The following is a 26169-nucleotide window of genomic DNA, read 5'->3' as shown; positions in this document are numbered from 1 at the left end:
CGCTGAATCCAGGAGACACCATGGCCCCCTCCGGCCCCACCACCGCTCGCTGCGCGAGCTCACCCCGACGGCGCCGCACCATCGCCCTCGCCATCGCGGCGGCCCTCGCCGCGCCGCTCGCCGGCCTCGCGCCGGCCGCCCTCGCACCCGCAGCCCAGGCATCCGCCGCCCCGTTCGCGAAGGCCGTCGCCTTCGGCGCTCCCGACGAGATCGCGGCCGACTACTACGCCGCCCTGCTGCGCCACACGCGCTGGGTGAACACGGTCTGGGATCCGGCGATCAACGCCTACCAGTTCAAGGACTTCAACTTCGCGGTCGTGCTCGGCAACGCCGTGATCGTCACGCACGGCGACTACGACCCCGAGGTCACCGGCATCTCGAAGGACCAGCTCACCCAGCGCACGATCGACACGATCCGCTACTACGCGGCGAAGAACCGCTTCGTCGACCCGAACGGCACCTGGGGCAAGAAGATGTTCTGGGACTCCACGTTCCAGTCGTATTTCCTCGACGCGGGGCGGGTGCTGTGGGATCAGCTCGACGCCACGACGCAGCAGAACCTCGAGACGATTGCCGTCGGGCAGTCGACCTACTCGTCCGACCTCGACCACGGCGACGACCCGCTCTCGGGCTCGTGGACGGCCGACTGGCCGACCGGCAAGCACGAGGGCGACACCGCGCAGGAGGAGGCCGGCGTGTACACGCAGGCGCTCGCGCCGGGTCTCGCCTGGGCACCCGACCACGCGGATGCCTCACGCTGGAACGAGCAGCTCGGCGACTGGGCGCGCAACGCCGCCGGACAGCCCACCGCCGACCTCAACAACCCGGCCGTCGTCGCCGGGAAGCCCGTGTCGACGAACACGCTGCAGACGATCTACGACACCTACCTCGTCGAGAACCACGGATCGTTCGGCCCGCACTACCAGTCCGACATCTGGCGCTCGGGCGGGCGCAACGCGATCCAGTTCATCCTGAACGACCAGCCGGTCCCCGAGTACCTGAAGCACCAGCCGAACTCGGCCGAACTCTGGCGCTCGATCGAGATGGTGATGTCGAACCAGGGCGAGCCGTTCATGCCGATGGTCAACGACCGCGAGTACCTCTACGGCCGCGACGTGATCCCGATGGCGTTCCTCGGGCAGGTGCTGCGCGACCCCGACGCCGTGCGCGCCGAGGCGAACATGGCCGCCTCGCTCGAGGCGTACCAGGCGTACAAGCCGGTCGACCGGCTCGCAAAGTTCTCGGGCGAGCCCAAGTACGAACCCGAGGCGCGCGCCGAGATCGCGATCTCCTACCTGCTGCACGTCGAGGCCGCCGAGTCGGCCGAAGGCGTCGTGCAGCCCACGCCGCAGGACGAGTTCTTCGCCGGGCTCGCGGGTGTGCGCGACTTCGGCGCCGGCCCCGGCCTCACGGTCCAGCAGTCCGCGAATGCGTGGGCGGCGGCATCCAGCAAGAAGGGCTTCCTGAAGTTCCCCTGGGCCCCGGGCCACGACTCGTGGCTGTTCGCACTCTCGGGCGCGACGCCCTACCTGTACCCGAACTCGGCGGCGACCGTCGACGAGCGACGCACGAGCACCTACACCGGGCCGCGCGACGGCTTCGAGGGCACGGCATCCGTCTTCCGCATCGGCGACGGCTACGCGGGCCAGGTGACGCTGCCGAGCGGTGCGGCCCTGTACGCCTCGACCGGCGCCGGCTGGCAGGACGGCACCGTCTCGGTGCGCAACCTCGACCTCGGCGGCTACAACGGCCTCGACGGTTCGCGCACCTACTCCACGGCCGAGGGGTCGGCCACCGACACCCTGCCCGTCGTGACGCCGCCGAACCCGGCCGACGCGAACGCCGCCCGCATCGACGACCTGTCGTTCGACCCGGTGTCGGCGCGTTTCGTACGCATCCAGGGCCAGCAGGGCAACGCCCGCTACGGCTACTCCCTGTACTCGCTGCACGCCTACGGGACGGATGCCGAGGCCACGACCGACCTCGCCGCCGGACGACCCGCGACCGCGTCGAGCGAAGACCCGGCCCGTCGGGCCTCGACGGTCACCGATGCCAATCCCGCCTCCCGCTGGGCCGTGGCCGTCGCCGAGCGCACGCGTGCGGACTCGTGGATCCAGGTCGACCTGGGCGCGGAGCGGACCGTCGGTTCGGTGCGTCTGGCCTGGGAGGCGAGCGCCGGGGAGCGCTATCTCGTGCAGACCTCGTCCGACGGTCAGACCTGGACCACACAGACCGCCTACACGGGCAGCGCCGACGCCAACGTCGCACGCCTCGACACCGTCGACCTGACCCCGGCGGGCTCAACCGACCCGGCTCCGGTCGAGGCGAGGTTCGTGCGCATGCAGGGCGTGCAGGGCGACCCCGCCTACGGCTACTCGCTCTACTCGATGCGCGCGCTGACGGCGACCGGTGTCGACGCCGCGGCGGGCAAGCCTGCGACGGCATCGAGCTCGGACTCGGGACGCGCCCCGTCGAGCGTGACCGACAGCGATCCCGCCTCGCGCTGGGCCGTGTCGCGCGCCGACCGCACCCGGGCCGACTCGTGGATCCAGGTCGACCTCGGCGCCCCCACCGCGATCGCGCAGGTGCAGTTGGGCTGGGAGGTCTCGGCTGGTCGCGAGTACCGCATCCAGGTCTCGGCCGACGGTGAGGCCTGGCAGGATGCCGCGAGCTTCCGCTACACGGGCGACCAGGTCACCACGACCGAGGGGTCGTGGATCAACGTCGAGGGCACGGCCGGCTACGTCGTGCGCGGGGGACAGGCCCCGATCACCGTGTCGAGCGAGAAGGAGGGGATCAACACCGTGCGCCTTGGCGGCGGAGACGACCCGATGCTCGTCGAGATGGTGCCTGGCGATGCCGACGCGACGGCCGCGCAGGACGCCGCGCCGCAGCCGAGCGCCGACGGACTGCTCGTGAGCTCGCTCGACGGCTACCTCACCGCCTTCAACCTCACCGGCGCCGACGTCACGACCGACGTCACGGTCCCCTACGTCGGCGACACCGTGGCGCTGTTCGCCGGCGACCAGGTGCTCGGATCGGATGCCTCGAACCTCACCGTCACGGTGCCCGCGGGCGACGCCGTCGTGCTCGCTCCCCGCGCCACGGTGCCGACCGTGGCCGCCGCCCGGGCGGCCGGCGTCTCGGTGTCGGTGCTCGACGGCCGCACGGTGCGCGTCGTGAGGCCGGACGGCGGGGACGCGGCAGCCGTCCCGCCGACGCTCGACGTGACGAACGTCGAGACCGGCGAGACACGGACGCTGCCCGTGCGAAAGCCGAAGGTCGCGGCCGCGACGTCCTTCTCGGGCGCCACCCCGTTCCCGGTGCCCGACCTGGCGCTGAGCACGCTCACGTTCCCGGCATCCGTGCTGCCCGAGGGCATGACCTCGCCGCAGGCCGCCGTCGACGGCGACACCCGCACCGCGTGGACCCCGGGGGCGGACGGCCGCATGGTCTCGGACCTCGGCTCGGCGCAGCCGATCGGCACCGTCACCACGCAGTGGGACGACGGGGGCGCCCCGGCGGCGACCGTATCGGTGAGCGACGACGGCATCACGTTCCGCGAGGTCGGATCGATCAAGGCCGGTGCGCCGCGCGGGTCAGCGGTCGTCGATGCGACGGCGCGGTACGTGGCGATCACCACCGGGTGGGCCGAGGGCGACCCTGGTCTGATCGCGCTGCGCGTGCTCCCCCCGGGGGTCGACCCGGGTCGCGGCAACCAGTCGGCTCAGTGAGCCGCCGGCGGCGGCGATCCGTCCGGGTGAGAACCTGGGCGGACCGTCACCGCTCGGGCGTCTCGCCCAGCATCGCGCGGAGGTGCTCGACGACGAGTTCGTGGTCGTCGAGCTGCGGGAGCCCCGAGACGCCGACCGCGCCGATCAGCGCGCCCGAGACGAGCCGCAGCGGCACGACCCCGCCGTGCGCGGCGTACTGCTGCGGATCGAGCCGCGCGTGGGTGTCGAAGTCCTCGCCCTTCGCGCGGAACTCCTCGCCGACCCGCAACGACGAGGTGCCGTAGCGCTCGACGACGTGGTGCTTGCGGTCGAGCCAGCCGTCGTTGTCGGCGCTCGCGCCGGGCAGCGCCGCGTGGAAGACGCGCTGCCGGCCGAACCAGATGGCGATCGCGATCGGCAGGCCGCGCTCCGCGGCGGTCGCACGCAGCCGGGTGCCGAGCACCCAGGCGTCGTCGAGGGTGAACGCGGCGAACCGCAACTCGTCGTCTTCGGCCTCGAGGCGGCCGAGCAGTGCGCTCATGCTCGAAGCGTACCGCCGCCCCGGTCCGCCGATGTCGGTGGTTTCCGCCAAGATGTCTGAGTGACCGGCATGAAGACGTTCTGGGCCGCCCTGCCGACCGAGGGGCGCTGGCTGCTGTCGACCGTCGCCATCCAGACGCTCGGGCGCGGTCTCACGCTGCCGTTCACGATCATCTACCTGCACGAGGTGCGTGGCTTCGAGCTCGGGCTGTCGGGCGCGCTCATGAGCCTGATCGCGATCACCGGGCTCGTCGTGACGGGCCCGGGCGGCACCCTCATCGATCGCTTCGGCGCCCGGATCGTGCTGCTCGTCGGCCTCACCGCGATGATCGTGGGCTGCGCGCTCCTCGCCTTCGCGACGACCCCCGCCGTCGCCGCCGTCGCGCTCGTGCTCATCGGCATCAACTTCGGCGTCTCGTGGCCGGGCTTCAACGCGCTCATCGCCTCGATCGTCGAGGGCGAGCTGCGCCAGCAGTACTTCGGCATCAACTTCGCCCTCGTCAACCTGGGCATCGGGGTCGGCGGCATCGTCGGCGGCTTCTTCATCGACGTCGACGACCCGGGCACGTTCACGACCATCTTCCTGGTCGACGCAGCCACGAGCCTCATCCCGATGGCGCTGCTCCTCGGCCCGCTGCGCCACGTGCGCACGCACGCCGAGCACGACGCAGACGCCCCGCCCGTCGGCGGCTACCGCGAGATCATCCGGCAGCCGGTCGTGCTGTGGCTGACGCTGCTCACCTTCATCGCGGTCTTCATCGGCTACGGCCAGATGGAGGCGGGATTCCCGGCCTTCGCGCGCCAGGTCGCCGAAGTCTCCACGCAGGTCATCGGCTTCGCGTTCGCCATCAACACCGCCGTCATCGTGCTGCTGCAGTTCGCCGTGCTGAAACTCATCAGCGGGCACCGCCGCACCCGCGTCATGCAGGTCATGGCGCTCGTGTGGGCCGTCTCCTGGCTGCTGCTCGGCGGCGCGGGCCTCCTGCCCGACACGCTCGCCGCCGCGATCGGCGTGCTCGCCTTCATGGGCGTCTTCGCCTTCGGCGAGACCATGCTGCAGCCGACGGTGCCGGCGGTCTACAACGACCTCGCCTCCGACCGCAATCGCGGGCGCTACAACGCGATCAACTCGGCGGCCTTCCAGGGAGGCGCGATCGCCGGGCCGGTCGCCGCGGGCGTGCTGCTCGAGCACGGCCTCGACGCCTGGTACATCGCGGTGATGGTGATCGGCTGCGTCGGCATCATGCTGCTCGCCCTCGCCGTCGAACGACGGATCCCCGCAGCGGCGAACGGCGTGCCCGAGGCTCAGGCGACGCCCGCGCCGCCCGAGCCCGTCTCCGACTGAGCGGCCGCTACGACGTCTTCGGCAGCGGCGGCACGAGTACGCGGATCGACCAGCCGAACAACAGGAACAGCACCCCGGCACCGGCGGCGAACAGCGCCACGCCGAACGCGACCACCGAGGTGAACAGCGAGGCACGCAGGAACGAGGCGTCCATGACCGTCGCCCGGACCGGGTCGTCCATGTCGAGCTCGGCGTACGTCTGGCCGTCGGCCATCTCGAGGGCGTGCGTGTTGATGACCTCCGCCTGCACGTAGGCGTCGATCGGCCCGTCGACGACCTTGCCGGCGAAGATCGGGGCGTCGTCGGAGATCACGATGTTCTCGGCCCGCAACTGCGCCGACACCGCGAACCAAGCGACGACCGCGACGACGACCAACAAGATGCCGCCGATGATGCCGGCGAGCCCCGTGAGTCGCACCACATTGACCTGGGTGCGGTTGAGCACCGCTCCACCCGTTTCGAACTGCTCCGACATGACTCCCCCTTCGAACCGTCGTTCAGGGCCAAACCTAGCGATTCGGGCGCCGCAGCGACACGGCCACGCGGCATCCGATGCAAAAACGGATGCCGCGTGGCCGCTCGGCGCGAACGCTCAGCCGCTGGTCGTCGCCAGCGAGGCGAGCGTGCCCTTCGCCTGCCGCAGCTGCTGCGGGGTCGAGGCGGGGTTCGTGCGCACCGTCTCGACGTCCAGCATCGCGTCGCCCCATGTCGTCGTCACGCCGCCGACCTTGACCGGCGTCGCGAGGTCGACCGAGCCGTTCGCGAAGTTCAGCCAGGCCGCCAGCAGGAACTGGTCGAACTGCTCGGCCGCGTCGTTCTTCGGCGGCGAGTGGAAGATCGCCACGGCGTCGTCGCGGTCGAGCGGGGTGTCGAACACGGTGCTGAAGAACACCGCGATGTCGAGGTAGCACTCGAGCTCGGCGGTCGTGAAGTCGTTGCCGTTCTTCACGCGCATCTGGTTCAGCCACCACCCGTGCTGCTTCGACTTCGTGCCGTCGCCGACGACCACGATCGCCGCCTCGTCGGCCGCCGAGCCGCCGTCGTCGTCGGTCACCTCGGTGACGAGGTCGTAGAGGCAGGCCTCGATGTAGACGTGATCGGCCGAGAGCTCGACGTCGCGCGGCTGCACGGTCGGCGACTTCGGCGGATCGAGCGCCGGCGGGTTCACGAGCGAGGTCTCGTCGCTCGTGGTGCCGTCGTCCCAGTCCCAGACGACGGTGAGGTCGTCGCTGCCCGGGTCGGTCGCCGTCACCGGGATCGTGACGCTGCCGCCCGCATCGAGCACGAACGCCTCGACCCCGTCGTAGCTCTGCGTGCCAGAGGTGTCGATCGTGATCGACGGGTCGACGTTGGCGACCGCGACGACGACCGACTCGCACACGGTGACGTCGTCGTCCGAGCCGCAGACCTCGACGTCGAACGCCCCGTCGTCACCGTAGTCGTGGCTCGTCTCGAAGGCGAGCGACGCGTCGGGCCGGGCGTTCTCCTCGACCCCCGTCAGCGGCTGCGGGCCGGCGCCGTCGTCGAAGTCGATCGTCGCCGACAGGTCGTCGAGCCAGCCGGGGTCGGTGATCAGGCCCGTGATCGTCGCGGTGCGCGTCGCCTCGTCGAGCGGCGCGACCGGGTCGATCGCCACGGTCGGCTCGACGTTCGCCACGTCGACCTCGGCCGTGTCGGTCGAGGTGTTGCCGTACAGGTCGGTGACCCGCAGCCCGATCGTGAACGTGCCGTCCTGCCCGACCCGGTCGAACGAGGGGTTGAAGCCGAAGGCGTCGTCGTACTGCCCGTCGCCGTCGAAGTCCCACTCCCACGCCGAGATCGCGCCGGCGCTCGGGTCGCTGCCCGCGCTCGAGCCGGAGCCCGACACGGCGACGTCCGTGCCCTCGTCGGTGGCATAGGGGCCACCCGCGTCGGCGGTCGGTGCGCAAGCGGCGGGCAGGGTGTTGTCGTTCACCTGCGCGGCATGGCCGTTCGTGCCCGCTGCGACCGCGCCCTCACCGAGTCCCCGCTGCGCGAACGCCGACCAGATGGCGCAGACGTTGTCGCCGCCGTTGGTCGCGATGTCGGCCGCGAGCAGGCCGTTGCGCGCGTCGACGAAGGTGGGCTTCGCGCCGCCCGCGGTGTTCTTCATGCCGTCGATGACGAGCTGCTCGGTGACGGGCACGCCGAGGAATGCGCGCACGGCGTAGACCATGGTCGCCCAGATCGTGCCGTTGCCGTGCGGCGAGGTGTTCGGCCCCGGCACGTACGCGTTGTAGTCCGAGTAGACGAGCGGCGAGGTGTCGTAGGCGACGTTGCGCACGCCGGTGGTCGCGTCGCCGGTGACGTACTCACCGACCACGGCGTCGTTCCACTTCAGGTACGAGACCACGTCGCTCCAGCCCTCGCCGAGGGCGCCGGTCTGGTCGTCGCCGTAGTCGAAGCTGCCGCCGCCGACGAGCCTCGTGGAGACGCCGTGACCGAACTCGTGCGCGATGACGTCGCCGTCGAGCGAGCCGTCGCGGAACGGCAGCGACCACATGTACATCTGCATGCGCGGGCTCGAGCCGTCACCCGGTGTGCCGAAGTTCGCGTTGTTCATGCAGCGGATCGGGTTCGACGCGTTGTCGACGCAGCCGAAGTCCCAGCCGTCCTGCGCCTCGGCGAGCACGGGGTCGCCGTCGCTGCCGCCGTTGCCGAAGTTGTCGACCTGGAAGTTGCGCCACGCCTCGGTGAAGCCGAGCTCGTAGGTGTAGTCGTGCATCACGTTCGTGTAGTAGAAGAGCTGCGTGATGATCGCGTCGAGGTCGGCGTCGAGACTCGCCTGGCTCGAGTCGGAATTCACCGCCCAGGCGTCGGTGAACGGGTAGTCGAAGACCTGGTAGCCGGGGTCGCCCGAGGCCGGGGTGTCCGGCTGGTACTCGTCGTTCGCGTCGTTGTCGTCGAGGTCGCGATACGCGTTCACGTTGTTGCCGCTCGTGGTCGTGTCGTCGACCCACGTGCCGTTGATGCCCGTGAACGGGTGCAGTTCGCGCGAGGCGCCCGCAGCCTCGGGATGCTCCTCGTCGAAGACGTCGCCCTCGGGGCCGACCTCGGCGTAGCGGCTCGATTCGGCGAGGACCTCGCCGGTGGCGGCGTCGACGACCGACTCGACCCACACCTCGCCCGAGACCTCGACGTCGGTGACCCAGGCGAGCCGCAGGCTGCGCCCGTCGTCGTCCATGTACCAGCGCTGCTCGGCCTTCAACGGCGTCGGATCGACGAGTCCCTCGACGGCGATCGAGTTCGGCACCTCGACGCTGTCGCGTTCGGTCGTCTGCGCGGCGTCCGGCAGGTCCTCGGCGACGACCTCGGCACCGGATGCCACGACCGCGGCCTCGGCGATCGCCTCCGCCGCGGTCACCTCGGCTGCAGCGGGAGTCGCCGGCGCGACGTCGGCGGTGGTGCCGCCGAGATGCACGAGCCTCCCGTCGACGTCGACGCTCGCGGTGATGACGGCCTGGTGCACCGGGATCCCGTCGACGGCCTGCCGCAGCTGCACGTAGCTGACGCCGTTCGGGTCGGTGATGACCTCGTCGACGGTGAGCGATTCGAGCCCGGCGCCGTCGAGCCCGAAGGCGTCGCGATGCTCGGCGAGATAGCCGAGCGCGATGTCCTCGGCGGCCGCGTCCGAGGGTTCGGTGAGCGGCCCGGTCGGGTTCAGCACCGAGCGCACGTCGCCGGCGCCGTCGTACGCCACGAGCGCGGTGCCGAACTCCTCGGCTGGATCGGGTGGCGCTTCCGCGCCGGGTGCCGCGAACGCGGCGACGGGCTGGGCGACGATGAGCGCGGATGCGGCGAGTGCGGCAACCACGGCAGATGAACGGGTCACGACGACCTCCGGAGGGACGCCGGGGATCCGCGGGACGTTCCCCCCGATCGCCCCGCGGCGCGGCCCTCGGACGAGCCGGCCGTCACGTTACCCACGGGGGACATCGACCACGCGGATCGGGGGACGTATGGCGCCCCACTCCCCCGGACTGGGGGCAACCCATCCGCCCGGACACGACGACGGGGCATCCGCCGCCATGCGATCGGATGCCCCGGAGCGAACTCAGTCGTCGAGCAGCTCGGCCTCGACGATCTCGTCGTCGAAGCCCGCGCCGTCGCCGTTCGCGTCGGCCGCCTCGTCCGCGCGAGTCACCGTGAGCGACTCCCCGTCGTCGGCGAGCCCGACCACGACCGTGTCGCCGTCGCGGATGCTGCCGTCGAGCAGCGCCCGGGCGAGCCGGTCGTCGATCTCGCGCTGCATGAGCCGACGCAGCGGCCGTGCCCCGTACAGCGGGTCGTAGCCGCGCTCGGCGAGCCAGGCGCGCGCGTCGGGGGTGACGCCGAGCGCGAGTCGCCGGTCGCGCAGCCGGGCGGTGAGCCGGTCGATGTAGAGGTTCACGATCTCGGCGAGGTCCTGCTCGCTGAGGGCCGAGAACACGACGAGGTCGTCGAGGCGGTTCACGAACTCGGGCTTGAACGACTGCCTGACCGTCTGCATGACGGCCTGCTCCTTCTCGCTCCAACTCAGCGAGGGGTCGATGAGGTAGTGCGAGCCGAGGTTCGAGGTGAGGATGAGGATCGTGTTGCGGAAGTCGACCGTGCGGCCCTGCCCGTCGGTGAGCCGGCCGTCGTCGAGCACCTGCAGCAGCACGTCGAACACCTCGGGGTGCGCCTTCTCGACCTCGTCGAAGAGGATCACCGAGTACGGACGCCGGCGCACGGCCTCGGTGAGCTGCCCGCCCTGGTCGTAGCCGACGTACCCCGGAGGGGCGCCGACGAGTCGCGAGACCGAGTGCTTCTCGCCGTACTCCGACATGTCGATGCGCACCATGGCGCGCTCGTCGTCGAAGAGGAACTCGGCGAGCGCCTTCGCGAGCTCGGTCTTGCCGACGCCGGTCGGGCCGAGGAAGAGGAAGGAGCCGGTCGGCCGGTTGGGGTCGTTGATGCCCGCGCGCGAGCGGCGCACCGCGTCGGCGACGGCCGCCACGGCCCGCTTCTGGCCGATGAGGCGCTTGCCGAGCTCGGCCTCGAGGTGCAGCAGCTTCTCGGTCTCGCCCTGCATGAGCCGCCCGACGGGGATGCCCGTCCATGCGGCGATCACGGCGGCGATGTCCTCATCGGTGACCTGCTCGTTGACCATGCGCGGCTCGCCCCCGGCGTTGCCTGCGGCATCGGCCTGCTCGGCGGCCTCGAGGTCGCGCTGCAGGTTCTTGATGGTCTCGTACTCGAGCTTCGACGCCTTCTGGTAGTCGCCGGCGCGCAGCGCGAGGTCGCGCTGGGTGACCGCCTCGTCGATGCGCTTCTTGAGCTCGCCGACGCGGTTGAGGCCCTGGCGCTCGCGCGCCCAGCGGGCTTCGAGCCCTGCGAGCTCGCGCTCCTGCTCGACGAGCGTCTCGCGCAGCTTCGCGAGGCGCTCCTTGGAGGCGTCGTCCTTCTCCTTCTTGAGGGCGAGCTCCTCGAGCTTCATGCGGTCGACCTGGCGCTTGAGCTGGTCGATCTCGACGGGCGACGAGTCGATCTCCATCTTGAGCCGCGACATGGCCTCGTCGATGAGGTCGATGGCCTTGTCGGGCAGCTGGCGCGCGGTGATGTACCGGTTCGACAGGGATGCCGCGGCCACGAGCGCGGCGTCGGAGATCGTCACCCCGTGGTGGGCCTCGTAGCGGCCCTTGAGACCGCGGAGGATCGCGATCGTGTCCTCGACGCTCGGCTCGCCGACGTACACCTGCTGGAAGCGTCGTTCGAGCGCGGCATCCTTCTCGATGTACTCGCGGTACTCGTCGAGCGTGGTGGCACCGATGAGGTGCAGCTCGCCGCGGGCGAGCATGGGCTTCAGCATGTTGGAGGCCGCGACCGAGCCTTCGCCGCCGCCCGCACCCATCAGCAGGTGGAGCTCGTCGACGAAGGTGATGATGCCGCCCTCGGCCTCGTTGATCTCCTTCAGCACGGCCTTCAGCCGCTCCTCGAACTGGCCACGGTACATCGCGCCCGCGACGAGGGCCGAGATGTCGAGCGAGACGAGCTGCTTGTGCTTCAGTGACTCGGCGACGTCGCCCGCGACGATGCGCTGGGCGAGGCCTTCGACGACGGCGGTCTTGCCGACGCCGGGCTCGCCGATGAGCACGGGGTTGTTCTTCGTGCGGCGCGTCAGCACCTGGCTCACACGCCGGATCTCGGCGTCACGGCCGATCACCGGGTCGAGCTTGCCGGCCTTCGCGAGGTCGGTCAGGTTGACGCCGAACTGTTCGAGCGCCGACTTCTGCTCTTCCTGCGTGTTCGGCGCGCCCTGCATGTTTGCCACTCATTGCTCCCTTCGTTCAAAACTTGAGTCTACTGAACTCAACTTTGCGAAGTGGGCCGGTATTCCGGATTCCGCCCGGAATCTCCCCCGCCTTCACGGTAGACGGATGCCACGGGGCGCGCCAGCGTCGTCGGCGTGGCGCCGGCGCCTCCACATCCCGCGATTCCGCCGCTCACCTGCCATATCTTCGGCATCTCACCTATGCTGACGTCATGGGGGGCAGACGAACGCGCGCTCGAACGACGGCCGGCATCGCCATCATCGCCGGAGCCCTGCTGTGCGGCGCCGCCGCCGGTGCGGTGCCCGCCTTCGCCGCCGCGTCCGGGCCGATCGTCGTCGACGAGGACTTCCGCGGGGCGACGACGATCGACGGCTTCCAGGCGTACGGCTCGGCCTGTCTGACGGGCGCGCCGACCGTGCTCGCGACCCCCGTCGGGCTGCACCCGGTGCTCGGCTGCCCGGCACCGGGCCCCGCGGCCCCGCCGAACGACGCCGCACCCGACGGCTTCCTCCGATTGACCGACCGCTTGAACGACCAAGCCGGCGCGGTGCTCTACGACGTGCCGATCCCCGCGACGCAGGGCGTCGAGATCACCTTCGAGCAATGGCAGTACGGGTCGAACACGATCGCCGCCGCCGACGGGATCGCCTTCTTCCTCGTCGACGGCGAGACCACGCTCGACGCCCCCGGCGCATTCGGCGGCAGCCTCGGCTACGCCCAGAAGGAACCCGGCTTCGAACCGAACCCGCCGTTCCTGCCCGGCGTCGAGGGCGGCTACCTCGGCATCGGCCTCGACGTGCTCGGCAACTTCTTCGGCGACTGGGAGCGGCGCGGCGACGGCTGCGAGGTGCGCTCCCCCTCCGGCGAGGCGTTCTACAACCCGGCGCCCGGCGAGAACATGGTGACCGTGCGCGGCCCGGGCGACGGCACCCAGGGCTACTGCTTCCTGACGGCGACCGCCGACCAGTTCACGACGACGGGTCCGTGGACCTCGACCCTCCCGGGCGAACTCCACGGACCGGCCCCCGACCTCACCGGGGCGACCCCGGCCGAGGCGGCGGCGCTCCTCGAGCCGACCCGCCGAACGGTGACGGTGCACATCTCGCCGGCTCCCGATCCGCAGGTCACCGTGTCGATCGACTTCAACGACGGCGCCGGCTCCGTCCAAGTCCTCGAGTTCGCCGCCCCGCAACCCGCGCCCGCGAGCTACAAGTTCGGCTTCAGCGCCTCGACCGGGCTGTTCAACGACGTGCACCTCATCCGGAACGTCGTCGTGCAGGCGGTCGATCCGCTCGTGCAGCTGCAGCTCACCAAGACGGTCGACGACTCGCGGAGCTACACCCCGGGCGAGGTCGCCGACTACACCTACGACGTCGCCAACCTCTCGACGATCCCGGTCGCCGACCTCGTCATCGACGACGACCGCATCTCCGGGATCGTCTGCGACGCACAGGAGCTCGCCCCGGCCGGAGAACCCGGCGACACCACCGTGTGCCGGGGCAGCTACACCGTCACCGAGGCCGACGCCGATGCCGGTTCGGTCACGAACGTCGCCACCGCGACCGCCCAGGCGCCCGGCGGACCGGTGATCTCCCCACCCGCGACCGCGACGATCACGGTGATCCCGGGCTCGACCCCGACCCCCACGCCGACACCGACTCCCACCTCGCCCGCCACGGTTCCGCCCGCACCTCCGGGCCCCGCGGGCCTTCCGGCCACGGGTCTCCCACTCGCTCCCGCACTCGCAGGCGGAATCGCCCTGCTCGTGATCGGGGCCGGCCTGCGACGCCGCCGGTCGCGAGCCTGAGGCGAGTCCCACGCGTCGACCGCCCGACCGCGCGTCGGCCGAGGCATCCATGCGTAGGAATAGACGTGCGCGGCACGGCGTTCCGGTTTCACGTGGAACGCTTCGGAACGCTCTCATTCGGACACTACGGACCCCTCGGCGGCGGGCGCGAGCTCTCCGCGGCCGACTCGATGCTGCAGGCGATCGACCTCGCCCAGGGCATGGATGAGCTGGGCGTCAACGGCGTCTACTTCCGCGTGCACCACTTCGCGCGCCAGCAGGCCTCGCCGATGCCGCTGCTCGCAGCGATCGCCGCACGCACCGAGCGCATCGAGATGGGCACCGGCGTCGTCGACATGCGGTACGAGAACCCGCTGCACCTCGCCGAGGACGCCGCGGCCGTCGACCTCATCTCGGGCGGGCGACTCGCCCTCGGCGTGAGCCGGGGATCACCCGAGTCGGTCGTGCGCGGCTACGAGGCATTCGGCTACACGGGCTCGCAGGACCCGCGCGGCGCCGACCTCGCGCGCGAGCACTTCGCCCGGTTCCTCGAGGCGATCGAGGGCAAGGGCATGGCCGAGCTGGATGCCTCCTCGCCGTTCGGCGGCCGCGGCATGCAGCGCATCGAGCCCTACTCGCCCGGCCTGCGCTCACGCATCTGGTGGGGCGCCGGCAACCGCGATTCGGCCGAGTGGGCCGGGCGCGCGGGCGTCAACCTCATGTCGTCGACGCTGCTCACCGAAGACCGGGGGTTGCCGTTCGACGAGCTGCAGGCGCAGCAGATCAGGGCCTTCCGCGACGCGTGGCGCGAGGCGGGGCATCCCGGCGAACCGCGCACCTCGGTGAGCCGTTCGATCTTCCCGATCACGACCGCCGAGGACGAGCTCTACTTCGGCGGACGGCAGGACGGCGATGGCGTCGGCATGATCGACGGCATCCGCTCGACGTTCGGCAAGACCTACGCCGGCACGCCCGACAAGCTCGTCGAGCAGCTGCTGCGCGACGCCGCGATCCGCGAGGCCGACACGCTCATGCTGACCATCCCGAGCCAGCTCGGCGTCGAGTTCAACCTGCGGCTCGTCGCCGCGTTCGCCGAGCACGTCGCGCCGAGCCTCGGTTGGCGGCCGACGGCTTCCATGCCGGTCGAGTAGGGGGCGGAGCGACCGTATCGAGACCCCGCACCCGGCCTCGCAATGCTCCGCTATCCGCCGGGCCGCGGCATGACCTCGATCGCGACGACGGTCGTGCGCACGACCCCTGACGGCATCGGGATCTCGTAGCGGACGGGCATGCCCGGGTGTGCGAGCGCGAACCAGAACCGAGAGACGTTCTGCCGGTTCTCCCCGTGCTCGACCTCGTACCGCACGCACTCGACGCGGCCGATCGGCAGTTCGAGCACCTCGGCGCCGCGCGTCGTGTGCTCGGCGGGGAACGCCGCGTGCTCCTGCAGCTCGAGCCACGTCACCCGCTCGCTCGTCACCGGCCCGTCGACGGCGCCGTCGCCGTCGAGGCGCCACTGCGACAGCGTGGCGCCTTCGTCGTCGAGCTCGGTGAAGCGGTTCACGCGCTCGAAGCGATCGCCGTCGGGAAGCTCGACCTCGAGGCGGATGGTCTTGCCCGAGCCGCTCGCCGCGTGGATCTCCGCGGCGGTGAAGGGCGTCGGCAGCAGGCCAGGCCCGAGAACGTGCGGATCGGGGCCGGGCGGATCGGACTCCCCCGTGGCGTCGCGCACGGACCCCGCCCCCGAAGCTTCATCGCTCATGGCGCCAGTCTGCGCCATCCGCCGTCATCTGTGAACCTTCGTCGGCGATTCAATGCGTTCTCATACGTTCGTGCGCCATGCTCGAACTCCGACGACCCCACGCCCCGAGCAGGAGCCGCATGCAGAAGCGCACGAAGATCATCACCGCCTCGATTCTCGCGGGGGCGCTCGCCCTCGGTGCGACCGCGGCGATCGCGGGCCCGATCATCTATCGCGACGTCATCGTCGGCGAGGCCGACGCCGCCCCGAGCGTCACCGTCTCCCCCACCGACTCGAGCGCGGCGGATGCCTCGGGCGCGACCGGCGACCTCAGCGGCGCCTGGGTCGTGGCCGACGGCTCCTTCGCGGGGTACCGCGTCGACGAGGTGCTGAACGGCACCGACGTGACGGTGACCGGCCGCACCGAGGAGGTCACTGGCGAGCTCACGGTGGACGGGCTCACGCTCACCGACGCCTCGTTCACCGTCGACGTGGCCTCGATCGCGACCGACTCGGGCAACCGCGACGACTACTTCCGTTCGACCGCGATGCGCGCCGACGAGTTCCCGACGGCGGGCTTCGTGCTCACCGAACCGATCACGGTGGCGACGGCCCCGACCGCCGGCGAGGTGCAGCAGGTCACGGCGACGGGCGAGCTCACCCTCGCGGGCGTGACGCGGGCCGTCACCGTGGTGCTCGAGGCGGTGCTGAACGGCGCCGGCGGCCAGGTGGCCGGGAGCATCCCGATCACCTTCGCCGATTTCGGGGTCGAGGCGCCCGACCTCGGCTTCGTCTCGGTCGAACCCGACGGGTTCGTCGAGTTCTCGCTCGAGCTCGAGCACGGCTGACCGGGCCGACGCCCGGTGAACGACGGATGCCTCCCCGCGGGTTCGCGGGGAGGCATCCGTCGTCGTTCGACGAGACTCAGCCGACGCCCTCGAGCGCGTCGGTCTCGGTGTTGCCGATCGCCGCGATGACCGCGGGGCGGTGCTTCGCGAGGTGCAGGTACCAGGCGAGCGCCGCGACCATCGTGATGAGGAACAGGTACGGGATGACGTTCAGCGGCCACGCCGGCACCGGCCAGACGTTCGCGAAGAACACGTAGGCCATCGCGCCGACCGACACGACCGCGCAGAACCAGACGAGGCCGTTGCGCATCTTCTCGCGGCGCGTGTAGGCGACGCAGGCGATCGCGACGAGCGCGTACGCGACCATGTAGCCGTAGGTGCCGTAGGTGTCGACCCACACGACGATGTCCATCGGGTTCACGCCGATGCCGAGGAGCACGAGGTCGAGCGCGATCGCGGCGGGGCCGGCGACGAGCAGCACGCGGTGCGGCGTGAGGTGACGATCGTGGGTGCGGCCGAAGCGCTCGGGCACGACGCCCTCCTTGCCCATCACGTAGACGATGCGGCCGACGACGTTGAGGGGGGCCACGACGACGGCGAAGAACGAGGCGCCGACGCCGAAGGTGAGGACGGGCGCGAACCAGGCCGGCATGCCGATCTGCGTCGCGATCGCCTCGAGCGGGCTCGCGACGGTCGCGAGGTCCTCGCCGAGGATCGCGATCTGCGTGTACGCGGAGAACACGTAGAGGATGCCGACCGTGACCGCGCTCCACATGATCGCTCGCGGGATCGCGGTGTACGGGTTCTTCGCCTCGCGGCCGAGCGCATCGGCCGAGGAGAAGCCGACGAAACCGAGGATGCCGAGCACCATTCCCGCGGCGACCCCCTGGAACGGCACGCCCTCGAGCGAGAACTGCGCCGGGTCCCATGCAGCCGGGCCGGCCCAGACGAGGGCGAGCACGAGCAGCACGAGGATGATCGTGACCGAGACGAGCTCGAGCACGAGCGAGACGCGCGCCGAGAGCCGGATGCCCCGGATGGTGAACAGCGTCGCGAGGCCGCCGAGCACCACGGCGAGCGCCATCGACCAGCCGACGCCCTCGGCCGGGATGCCGATGAGCACGAGGAACTGGTTCATGTACGAGACGGCGCCGCCGAGCGAGCCGGCCGCGATGCCCCAGCAGCCGACGAGCAGGGCGATGCCCGCGAGGTACGCGCCGAACGGGCCGAGGCCCTTCGCGACGTAGGTGTACAGCGAGCCCGCCGAGGCGTGGCGCTTCGCGAACACCGCGACGCAGTAGCCGACGGCGAGGATCACGAGGGTCGCGAGCACGAACGAGAGCATCGTGCCGTTGCCGGCGCCGAGGTAGATGCCGGCGGCCGTGAACGCGATGACGGCGCTCGGCGCGATGTTCGCGATGGCTTGCGCGGCCAGCTCGGGGCCGCTCATGACGCCGCGGCGCAGGCCCGCGTCGACGGGGGCCTGCGCGGGGGCGCCGGCCTGGGTGGGGACGGTCATGTCGAACTCTCCAATGAGTCGGTGGGTCGGTCGGGTGTGCCGGGGGCGGCGGGGATGGCGGGCTACGGGATGAGCAGCGTTCGCAGTGCTTCGCCCGATTCGAGGTCTTCGAACGCCTCGGCAGCCTCGGCGAGGGGCCGGCGGGCGGAGATGAGCGGGTCGAGCTTCAGCTGGCCGTCCATGTAGCGGTCGACGAGCGCGGGGATGTCGATCGAGGGGCGGACCGAACCGTAGTTCGAGCCGAGGATGCGCTGGTCGGCCTCGGCGAGCACGAGCGGCTCGAAGGAGGCCTTCGCACCGGTCGGCGGCAGCCCGACGATCACGGCGGCGCCGCCGAGGCCGAGCATGCGGATCGCCTGCTCGGTCGTCACGGTGCGGCCGATCGCGTCGAAGGCGTAGTCGACGCCGTCGGGGATGAGTTCGAACAGCTGCTCGACCGCGTCGCCCTGCGAGGCGTCGATGCGGTCGGTGGCGCCGAACTGGAGCGCGAGCTTCGTCTTCTCGGGCAGCACGTCGATCGCGACGATGCGCTCGGCGCCCGCGAGCTTGGCGCCCTGCACGACGTTCAGGCCGACACCGCCGCACCCGATCACGACGACCGTCGAACCCGGCTCGACGGCGGCGGTGTTGAGCACCGCGCCGACACCGGTGGCGACGGCGCAGCCGACGACCGCGATCACGTCGAGGGGGGCGTCGTCGCGCACCTTGACCGCGCCCGACGCGGGCACGACGACCTCTTCGGCGAACGACGAGACGCCGAGGTAGTGGTGCACCGGCTCGCCGTCCTGCTCGAGGCGCGAGGTGCCGTCGAAGAGCACGCCCTTCGGCGCGACGACCGTGGCGACCTTCTGGCAACGGGCCTCGTGGCCCGAGAGGCAGTAGCGGCACTCGCCGCACGGCGGCACCCAGCTGAGCACGACGTGGTCGCCGACGGCGAGCGACGTGACGCCCTCGCCGAGCTCGACGACCACGCCCGAGCCCTCATGACCCATGACGAGCGGTGCCGGGGCGTCCCACTCCCCTCGCTTCACGTGCAGGTCGGAGTGGCAGACGCCGGCCGCGGCGATCTTGACGCGCACTTCGCCGGCCTTGGGGGCGGCGAGGTCGACGTCGGCGACCTCGATCGGCGTCTCCGGCTGCCGGAAGACGATGGCTTTCATTGATGCTCCCTTGGATCTGTTGCTGGGCATGCCGATGCTAGGCAGACCGACGGCGGTTCGGCACTGCGAGAAAGTGTGGGTCGGGCCCTCATCCTTCGACATCTCTTACACTCGATTCATGGCCCGTCGACTCGATTCCCTGGCCTCGACGCTCGGCGCCGCGGTGCTGCCGGGTCGCGTCGAACCGTCGAGGCCCGTCGATTCGGTGGTGGCGCTCGACGACTTCTCGGTCGCGGTCCACCCGTCCTTCGCCACCCTCGTCATCGGCGAGCGCGACGAGCTGCTCGAGGCGCTCGCCGCCGGAGACGCCCGAGCCGAGGCCCTCGCAGATGCCGTGCTCGTGACCAGGGCCGACGACCCCGCGCTCCGCACCGCGCTGGCCGGCGCCGGCGTCACCGCCCTCGTCGGCGCGCCCGACCGCGGGTCCGCGATCCTCCCGACGCTCGTCGCCCTCCTCGCGGCCGATCAGGCCGCCGAGGACCGCCTCGTGACGAACGGCACGAAGGTGCTCACGCAGGTCGCCCGCCGCGGCGGCGCGAAGGCGGTCATCGCCGAACTCGCCCACCGCATCGACGGCTGGGCGGTGCTGCTCGACGCGTACGGCCAGGTCATCACGACCGCGGGCGCCGGCGGGCTGCACGTGCAGGACGCGGTCGCCGTCGCGTTCAACCGTCCGGTGCGCGTGCGGCACCCCGGACTTCAGGTGCATCCGGTCGGCCCCGGCGAAGACCTCACCGCCATCCTCGTGATCGCCTCGCGCGAGAGCTCGACGAGCCGGGCGCGCGACCTCGCCTCGCAGGCGGCCGCGCTCCTCGACCTCGTGCTGCGCACGCACGACCACACCGGCACCGAGCGCCTCGGCCGCGCGGTCATGGTCGACACCCTGCTCGCGGGCGGCGCCGAGGCATCCGCCCTGCTTCGCCGGTGGGGCGTGCGCGAACGCAGCCTCACCGCCTTCGCCCTTTCGAGCCGTTCGAAGGGCGTCGACCTCGAACGACTCGTCACGCGCTGGCTCGACGAGCTCGGCGCGGTGCACGTCGTGACCGAGGCGCACGACCGCGTGCTGGGGTTCCTGCGCGACGACCAGGTCGACGCCTTCGCGCGCAAGGCCATGGAGTTCGCGCTCGACGGGAGCGCGGTGCTCCGCCTCGGGCTGGGCTCCTCGGCGCCCGGCGACGCCCTCGCGCGCAGTGCGTCCGAGGCGCGTCAGGCGCACGAGTCCGCCGTCGCCGACGCCAGGACGGTCGTGCGGTACCGGGCGCTGCCGACGGTCGCCCTCGTGCTCGAACGGCTCGACGCCGACGCCACGGCGGGCATCGCCGATCTGCTCGACCCGCTGCGCGGCGCCGACGGCGCGCACGGCGAGCTCCTGCAGACCCTGCGCGTCTACCTCGTCGAGCACGGGGCGCTCGGCGCCACCGCGTCGGCCCTCGGCGTGCACCGGCAGACGCTCGCCTCGCGCCTCCACCGCGTCGAGGAGCTCACCGGACTCTCGATGTCGGACCCCGACGACCGCACCGCCGCGTGGCTCGCGCTCCGCGCGCTCGAACGCTGAGGCGCCGCCTTACCCCCACACGGTGAACACCACGTGCTGCCGCTCGGCCGCGGCCGACGCGAAGAACCCGCGCAGCCCGGCGAGCATCGCGAGCGCGTACGCCTCCTCGTCGTCGCCGAACTCGGGGTTGCGCAGCTCGGGCGGCATCCGCCGGTAGGCGTCGGCGAAGGCGCCGTCGTCGAGCGTCGCGAGGTACCCGGCGACCTCGGCGCACTCCGCCGGGTCGAGGTGCGTGACCCAGCACTCCTCGTCGTCCTCCTGCAGCGCACGGGCGCCGCCGATCACGCCGCGGGCCGGCCACTCGCCATCGTCGCCCTCGGGCGCGAGCGCGCACGCGATGGGATCCCAGGCCTTGTCCGTCTCGCACGCCCGCGCCCAGACCTCGTCGACGGCCTCGAGCTCTCCGATGACCTCGTGCAGCCGTTCGTCCTCGCCCGCCGCGTCGAGCACCCGCCGCGCCTCGTCGTCAGTCAGCCTGAAGTGCACTCCGAGTTCCATGGCCCCCTCGATCGTCGTCGCGATGCGCCGCAACGCACGTCGAACGATATCGCCGATGCGCGACCTGCCGGCGCGCACCGGCCGCTCACCGCCCATCCAGCACCTGTTCCACGAACTCCCGGGCCGCCGGCGGGTCGTCGAGCCACGGCAGGTGGCCGCCGTCGACCATCAGCAGCTCGGAGCCCGCGATCAGCGAGGTCAGCCGTCGGGCCGAACGCTCGCCCCCGAAGGTGTCGCCTCGGCCCCAGAAGAAGTGCATCGGGACGTCGGCGGAGGAGAGCTGCGCCGGGCGCAGCGCATCGCGGGGGCGGATGCGTGCGAACAGGCCCTGATCGTTCGCCCGGGTCGGCGTGAGCGTCATGAGCGCCGTGTACCAGCGGAGGAACGAGGCGAGCGCCGGACGGGACATCGCCTCGCGGTCGTGACCCATCACGGTGAAATTGCGCAGGCTCGAGTCCGCCGTCCACGTGCCGAGCCTGCGGAGCAGCGAGTTCACCCCGGGGATCATGGACGGCACGAACGCGGACGGCACCCGCGACCCGGGCGAGGGCGCCGGGCACCCGAAGTGCAGGTAGCGCGCCACGACACCGGGATGCGCGAGCTCGTGGGCGAGCGAGAGGTAGGAGCCGAACGAGCTCGCCACGACCGCGACCGGCGGTTCGGGCAGGGCGGCGAGCACCTCGGCGAGCAGCGCCGCCCCGTGCTCCCGCACGCCCAGGCGGCCCCGTGCAGGCTCGCTGAGCCCGCAGCCGGGCCGCTCGATCAGGACGCAGCGGAACCCGGGGAGCCGGCCGACGAGCGGCGCCCAGCACGACGCGCTGGTCGGACCGCCGTGCAGGAACAGCAGCGTCGGCCCCTCGCCGAGCTCGAGCAGTCGCACCCGGGTTCGGAGCGTCGGCAGCTCGACCCACCGCGTCTCGGGCTCGCGCCCTGCGTGATCGAGCCAGAGGCGGCGTTCGGCCTCGAGGTAGCGCGCGCGCGCCTGCTGCGCAGATGTCGCCGAGGTGGTCACGTCCACTCCGTTCCGATGCACTCAGCCCGATCCCGTGCGCTCAGGGTACTGCGCGCACGATGCCCGCCATCGCTTTTCCGATGACCTGCGCGGATGCCCCAGGGCGAGACTCGTGGGCGTCGAAAGGAACCCCATGCCCCGCATCCTCATGATCGTCACCGCCGCCGACTCGATCGAGCTCTCCGACGGCACCGTCCACCCCACCGGCTTCTGGGCGGAGGAGCTCGTCGTCGCGCACCGCGCGCTCTCGGCCGCCGGCGCCGAGATCACGCTCGCGACGCCGGGCGGCGCGCCGGCACCGGTCGACCCGGGCTCACTGTCGAGCGACGTCGTCGGCGACGCCGCGAGGGTCGACGAGTTCCGCGCCTACCTCGAGACACTCGCGACCGAGCTCGCCGCCCCGGCCGCGATCGCCGAGGTCGACGCGACGGGCTACGACGCGATCGTGCTCCCCGGCGGCCACGGGCCGATGGTCGACCTCGCGCAGGACCCCTCGGTCGGCGCCGCGCTCGTCGCGGCCGACGCCGCCGGCGTGCTCATCGCGCCGTTCTGCCACGGCCCCGCCGCCCTGCTCAGCGCCACCCGAGCCGATGGCGGGTTCGCGTTCGCCGGCCGCTCCCTGACGGTGTTCACCGACGAGGAGGAGCGTACGGGCGGGCTCGGCGCCGGCACGCCGTGGTTCGTGGCGGCGACGCTCGCCGAGCGCGGCGCCCGGGTCGAGGGCGGCCCTGCGTGGTCGAGCCACGTCGTGCGCGACGGCAACCTCATCACCGGCCAGAACCCGCAGTCGAGCGAGGCGGTTGCCGCAGCCCTGCTCGACGCGCTCGACGAGCGCGCAGCCTGAGCCGGCGGCGGCCGTCAGCGCGCGACGATCCCATGGAGCGCGGCGACGACCCGCCGCAGCGCCTCGCGGCGCTCGAGCTCGCCCGTGCGCGTCACGACGTAGAGCGTGTTGAGCGGCGCGACCTCGGGCTCGTGCAGCACGACGAGCTCGCCCGTCGCGAGCTCGCGCGACACGAGGTAGCCCGGCAGCACCGACATGCCCGCACCGCCGACGAGCGCCGCCCGGATCGCGCGCAGGTCGGGGAGCACGGCGCGCACCTCGAGCGCATCGGGGCGGCGCCCGAAGACCGTCCGCCAGTACCGGCGGACGATCGGCAGCTCGTCGCCGTACGCGAGCAGCGGGATCGCGGTGAGCGCGGACTCGTCGAGCGCCCGCTCGGCGGGGCGGAAGCCCGGCGCCGCCACGAGCACGAACTCCTCGTCGACGAGGGGGGCGGCACTGAGCCCGCGCCGGGTGGGCCGCAGCGAACTCACGACGATGTCGAGTCCGCCCGCGCGCAGTTCGTCGAGCAGCGGCTCGGCCAGGCCGAACCGCATCCGGACGCGAACCGCAGGATCGTACGTCAGGCGATCGATCCCCGGGGCGACCACCTCGCCGAGGAACTCGGCCGCACCGCCGAGCTCGATCGTCACGGTGTCACCTGTGGTCGGCGGCGCGAGCGCGTCGTCGAGCGCATCGAGATGACTCGCGATGGTCCGGCCGAGCGCGACCGCCCGCGGCGTGGCGACCACGCCGGCCGGGGTGCGTTCGAAGAGCGTCGCGCCGAGCTGCCGTTCGAGGGCCTGCACGTGCGCGCTCGCGCTCGCCTGCGACATGCCCAGCAGGCGCGCGCCTTCGCTCACCGACCCCGCCCGCAGCACGGTGAGGAAGGTGCGGAGATGCTCGAGATCGTGCGCCGCCATCGGCGCGATTCTGCCACACGGGAAGAACCCGGGCCCTCGTCGGGTTGAGGTGGACAGACGACCGTGAAGGAGACCACATGCCGCTCGAGGGCGAGTACGCACCCAGCACCTCCGACTGGGCCCGCAAGCAGGCCGAGAAGTACGAGGCATCCGACGGCGCCGCGGCGAACACGCTGCGCGGCCGCCCGATCATCGTGCTCACGACGCGGGGCGCGAAGAGCGGCAAGCTCCGCAAGACCGCGCTCATGCGGGTCGAGCACGGCGGCGAGTATGCGGTCGTCGCCTCGAAGGGCGGTTCGCCCGAGCAGCCCAAGTGGTACTGGAACCTCAAGGCGCACCCCGCGGTCGAGCTGCAGGACGGCGACGAGCGGCACGACTACGTCGCCCGCGAGGTCGACGGCGAGGAGCGCGAGGCGTGGTGGGCGCGGGCCAACGAGACCTGGCCCGACTACGCGAACTACCAGACGAAGACCGAGCGTCAGATCCCCGTCTTCGTGCTCACGCGCGTCGTGCTCTGAGGCCGGGCCTCACAGCCCGCGCATCGTGAACACCCCGGCGAGCATCGCTCGCATCGGGGGCACCGCGAGCAGGCGCACGGCGGCGTTCCGCAGGGCGAGGCGGATGCCGCGTGCCGGAGCCCCCATCGCCATGTTGAACCGCGCCCGGCGACAGGCCCGGATCGCCGCTCGGCGCCGCTGCCGCTCGTAGCGCGCCAGCGGCGCGGCGAGGTCTCCCCCGGCCGATGACGCGAGCGCGCCCGGCAACGCCTCGGCGAGCGCGAGCGCGTCGAGGAACCCCAGCGTCATGCCCTGCCCGCCGATCGGGCTCACCTCGTGGGCGGCGTCGCCGGCGAGTACGACCCGGCCGGCGACCAGGCGCCCGGCGACGTGCTGGCTCGCGAGGAACTCGCTCGGTTCGGGCACGCCTGCGAGGCGCACCCCGACCCGCTCGGCCACGATCGCGGTGAACCCGGCGGCGTCGAGCGCCTCGCCGGGGTCCCGGTCGGCGAGGTGCACCACCCAGCGCCGCCCATCGGGGAGGGGCAGCGCCTCGACCACCCCGCCCGCCTCGAAGTGCAGCCGGGCGATGCCGTCGCCCGGCCCGGTGAGATCGGCCATCGCGTATCGGGCGACCCCGGGCCGACGCCGCCACGCGATGCCGAGCCGCGTGCGCAGCCGGCTTCGGACACCGTCGGCGACGATCGCCGTGCGCGCGACGAGCTCACCGCCGTCGGCGAACCGCAGCCGCACCCCGTCGGGTCCCTGCGCGAGGTCGACGACCTCGATCCCGCGGCGGAGGGCCGTCGGCGCGAGCTCGCCGAGGCGTCGCTCGAGCGCGGCCTCGACCAGGTGCTGCGGCACCGACAGCACAGCGGACGCCTCGGCGAACCGCAACCGGCCGAGTCGGCGCCCCGCGACGCCGACCTCGCCGCCGGTGATGCGCGTGCCGGCCCGTTCGAGCTCGGCGAGCACCCCGGCCTCTCGAAGCGCCATCACGCCAGGCGCGTGCACGCCGATCGCCTTCGGCCGCGTCGACCGCTCGCGGCGGCGTTCGAGCACGACGACATCGACGCCGCCGTCGGCGAGGAGCACCGCGGAGAGGAGTCCGACCGGCCCGCCGCCGACCACGACGACCTCGTGCGTCACCCGCGGGCCCGCCCCGCGGCATCCGCCTGCCAGACCACTTCGAGCCGTGACGGCGCAGCCCGCCGCACGCGCCAGCCGGGCGGCAGCGCCGCCTCGAGCTCGGGCGCGGTGTGGCTGCGCCGGATCGACGCGAGCCCGTCGGCCCGGATGAACGACCCGGAGAGCAGGTTCGCCGCGAACGGCCAGGTGCCGGCCGCGAAGGCCGCGTAGGCGAGGCGGCTGCGCTCGATGTCGCCGTGCACCACCGTGCCGCCGAGTTCGGCGAGCCGTTCGGAGTCGGCGAGCAGCGCGCCGAACTCGCGGCCGTCGAGATGGTGCAGCACATGGTTCGACATGACGAGGTCGAAGTGACGATCGGCACGGGCCAGCTCGGAGGTCGTCGCGGCCGACAGCTCGAGCCCCGGGACCGGGTCGCGTTCGAGGGCGGCGCTCGCGGCGGTGAGCGCGCGGGGGTCGGGATCGATCGCCGTGACCTCGAGCCGCAGCCCCTCGGCGGCGGCGCGACGTAGCCATCGCCGCGGCAGGTCGGCCCCGCCCGTTCCGACGTCGAGCAGCCGGGTCGTCCACACCGGCGAGAGCCGCGGGCGGATCCACCGCCGGTACACCGAGCCCGCACCCGAGACGACGCCGTTGACCAGCCGGAACTGCTCGTAGGTGCGCGCGAGCGTCGCGGTGTCGCATGCGGGGTCGTCCATGAGCTCGCGCAGCGAGGCGTCGCGCGTGCCGAGCGAGCGCCAGACCCCCACGGA

20 protein-coding genes are annotated in these 26169 nt (G+C 72.1%); 8 read left to right on the top strand and 12 right to left on the bottom strand.

The genetic code is table 11. The features are described from left to right. The first annotated feature begins 20 nt into the window (after window positions 1-20). Window positions 21-3734, top strand: coding sequence for a discoidin domain-containing protein (locus ACFVTR_RS14170; RefSeq protein WP_387038239.1), 3714 nt, complete (start codon window positions 21-23; stop codon window positions 3732-3734). A 46-nt stretch (window positions 3735-3780) separates the two neighbouring features. On the opposite strand, the gene ACFVTR_RS14165 is transcribed toward ACFVTR_RS14170, so the two are convergent. Further along, on the bottom strand, window positions 3781-4254 hold the full coding sequence (locus ACFVTR_RS14165; RefSeq protein ID WP_387038236.1) for a heme-degrading domain-containing protein: 474 nt from the start codon (window positions 4252-4254) through the stop codon (window positions 3781-3783). Between the two features lie 69 nt (window positions 4255-4323). On the opposite strand from ACFVTR_RS14165, the gene ACFVTR_RS14160 reads away from it, so the two are divergent. Further along, complete coding sequence (locus ACFVTR_RS14160; RefSeq protein ID WP_387038497.1) at window positions 4324-5598, top strand: MFS transporter; 1275 nt, start codon at window positions 4324-4326, stop codon at window positions 5596-5598. Between the two features lie 7 nt (window positions 5599-5605). On the opposite strand, the gene ACFVTR_RS14155 is transcribed toward ACFVTR_RS14160, so the two are convergent. The 3 genes from ACFVTR_RS14155 to ACFVTR_RS14145 form a co-directional block, all read right to left on the bottom strand. Next, window positions 5606-6073, bottom strand: a complete 468-nt coding sequence (locus tag ACFVTR_RS14155; protein ID WP_376942992.1) for an aromatic ring-opening dioxygenase LigA — start codon at window positions 6071-6073, stop codon at window positions 5606-5608. 117 nt (window positions 6074-6190) lie between these two features. Next, entirely contained in the window at window positions 6191-9448 is a 3258-nt protein-coding gene (locus ACFVTR_RS14150) for a M36 family metallopeptidase (protein ID WP_387038233.1), read from the bottom strand. A 222-nt stretch (window positions 9449-9670) separates the two neighbouring features. Then, window positions 9671-11899, bottom strand: a complete 2229-nt coding sequence (locus ACFVTR_RS14145; RefSeq protein ID WP_387038495.1) for an ATP-dependent Clp protease ATP-binding subunit — start codon at window positions 11897-11899, stop codon at window positions 9671-9673. A 221-nt stretch (window positions 11900-12120) separates the two neighbouring features. On the opposite strand from ACFVTR_RS14145, the gene ACFVTR_RS14140 reads away from it, so the two are divergent. After that, on the top strand, window positions 12121-13716 hold the full coding sequence (locus tag ACFVTR_RS14140; protein ID WP_387038231.1) for a hypothetical protein: 1596 nt from the start codon (window positions 12121-12123) through the stop codon (window positions 13714-13716). Window positions 13717-13808: 92 nt separating this feature from the next. Next, window positions 13809-14846, top strand: a complete 1038-nt coding sequence (locus tag ACFVTR_RS14135) for an LLM class flavin-dependent oxidoreductase (RefSeq protein WP_387038229.1) — start codon at window positions 13809-13811, stop codon at window positions 14844-14846. Window positions 14847-14896: 50 nt separating this feature from the next. On the opposite strand, the gene ACFVTR_RS14130 is transcribed toward ACFVTR_RS14135, so the two are convergent. Then, window positions 14897-15457 carry a hypothetical protein gene (locus ACFVTR_RS14130; protein ID WP_387038227.1) on the bottom strand — a complete coding sequence of 187 codons (561 nt, stop codon included), beginning with the start codon at window positions 15455-15457 and terminating at the stop codon, window positions 14897-14899. Between the two features lie 119 nt (window positions 15458-15576). Between ACFVTR_RS14130 and ACFVTR_RS14125 the strand changes: the two genes are divergently transcribed. Then, window positions 15577-16284 carry a YceI family protein gene (locus ACFVTR_RS14125; protein WP_387038225.1) on the top strand — a complete coding sequence of 236 codons (708 nt, stop codon included), beginning with the start codon at window positions 15577-15579 and terminating at the stop codon, window positions 16282-16284. Between the two features lie 76 nt (window positions 16285-16360). Here ACFVTR_RS14125 and ACFVTR_RS14120 read toward each other — a convergent pair whose 3' ends face one another. Both ACFVTR_RS14120 and ACFVTR_RS14115 read right to left on the bottom strand, forming a co-directional pair. After that, window positions 16361-17734 (bottom strand): APC family permease, encoded by a 1374-nt coding sequence (locus tag ACFVTR_RS14120; protein WP_376944607.1) that lies wholly within the window; start codon window positions 17732-17734, stop codon window positions 16361-16363. A gap of 131 nt (window positions 17735-17865) precedes the next feature. After that, window positions 17866-18963 (bottom strand): alcohol dehydrogenase catalytic domain-containing protein, encoded by a 1098-nt coding sequence (locus tag ACFVTR_RS14115; protein WP_387038223.1) that lies wholly within the window; start codon window positions 18961-18963, stop codon window positions 17866-17868. A 118-nt stretch (window positions 18964-19081) separates the two neighbouring features. Between ACFVTR_RS14115 and ACFVTR_RS14110 the strand changes: the two genes are divergently transcribed. Next, window positions 19082-20518, top strand: coding sequence for a PucR family transcriptional regulator (locus tag ACFVTR_RS14110; protein ID WP_387038221.1), 1437 nt, complete (start codon window positions 19082-19084; stop codon window positions 20516-20518). Between the two features lie 9 nt (window positions 20519-20527). Here the strand turns inward: ACFVTR_RS14110 and ACFVTR_RS14105 are convergent, their stop codons facing one another. Together ACFVTR_RS14105 and ACFVTR_RS14100 are read right to left on the bottom strand one after the other, a co-directional pair. Next, the gene (locus ACFVTR_RS14105) at window positions 20528-21016 is read right to left on the bottom strand and encodes a DUF1877 family protein (protein WP_387038219.1); all 489 of its coding nucleotides are present in this window, start codon (window positions 21014-21016) and stop codon (window positions 20528-20530) included. Between the two features lie 85 nt (window positions 21017-21101). Next, window positions 21102-22028 carry an alpha/beta fold hydrolase gene (locus ACFVTR_RS14100; RefSeq protein WP_387038217.1) on the bottom strand — a complete coding sequence of 309 codons (927 nt, stop codon included), beginning with the start codon at window positions 22026-22028 and terminating at the stop codon, window positions 21102-21104. Between the two features lie 133 nt (window positions 22029-22161). On the opposite strand from ACFVTR_RS14100, the gene ACFVTR_RS14095 reads away from it, so the two are divergent. Then, on the top strand, window positions 22162-22872 hold the full coding sequence (locus tag ACFVTR_RS14095) for a type 1 glutamine amidotransferase domain-containing protein (protein WP_387038215.1): 711 nt from the start codon (window positions 22162-22164) through the stop codon (window positions 22870-22872). 14 nt (window positions 22873-22886) lie between these two features. Here the strand turns inward: ACFVTR_RS14095 and ACFVTR_RS14090 are convergent, their stop codons facing one another. After that, window positions 22887-23774 (bottom strand): LysR family transcriptional regulator, encoded by an 888-nt coding sequence (locus ACFVTR_RS14090; RefSeq protein ID WP_387038214.1) that lies wholly within the window; start codon window positions 23772-23774, stop codon window positions 22887-22889. Window positions 23775-23851: 77 nt separating this feature from the next. Between ACFVTR_RS14090 and ACFVTR_RS14085 the strand changes: the two genes are divergently transcribed. Next, the gene (locus ACFVTR_RS14085; protein ID WP_387038212.1) at window positions 23852-24292 is read left to right on the top strand and encodes a nitroreductase family deazaflavin-dependent oxidoreductase; all 441 of its coding nucleotides are present in this window, start codon (window positions 23852-23854) and stop codon (window positions 24290-24292) included. 9 nt (window positions 24293-24301) lie between these two features. Here ACFVTR_RS14085 and ACFVTR_RS14080 read toward each other — a convergent pair whose 3' ends face one another. Then, a complete protein-coding gene (locus ACFVTR_RS14080) occupies window positions 24302-25420 on the bottom strand; it encodes an FAD-dependent oxidoreductase (RefSeq protein ID WP_387038210.1) in 1119 nt (372 codons plus the stop codon). Next, window positions 25417-26166 (bottom strand): methyltransferase domain-containing protein, encoded by a 750-nt coding sequence (locus ACFVTR_RS14075; RefSeq protein WP_387038208.1) that lies wholly within the window; start codon window positions 26164-26166, stop codon window positions 25417-25419. Before ACFVTR_RS14075 ends, ACFVTR_RS14080 begins: the two co-directional genes overlap by 4 nt. Window positions 26167-26169: the final 3 nt, after the last annotated feature.

It is taken from the genome of Agromyces sp. NPDC058126 (assembly GCF_042884595.1).
Classification (GTDB): domain Bacteria; phylum Actinomycetota; class Actinomycetes; order Actinomycetales; family Microbacteriaceae; genus Agromyces.
The sequence above is the reverse complement of the archived record's forward strand: the minus strand, read 5'-3'. Positions and strand labels throughout refer to the sequence as shown.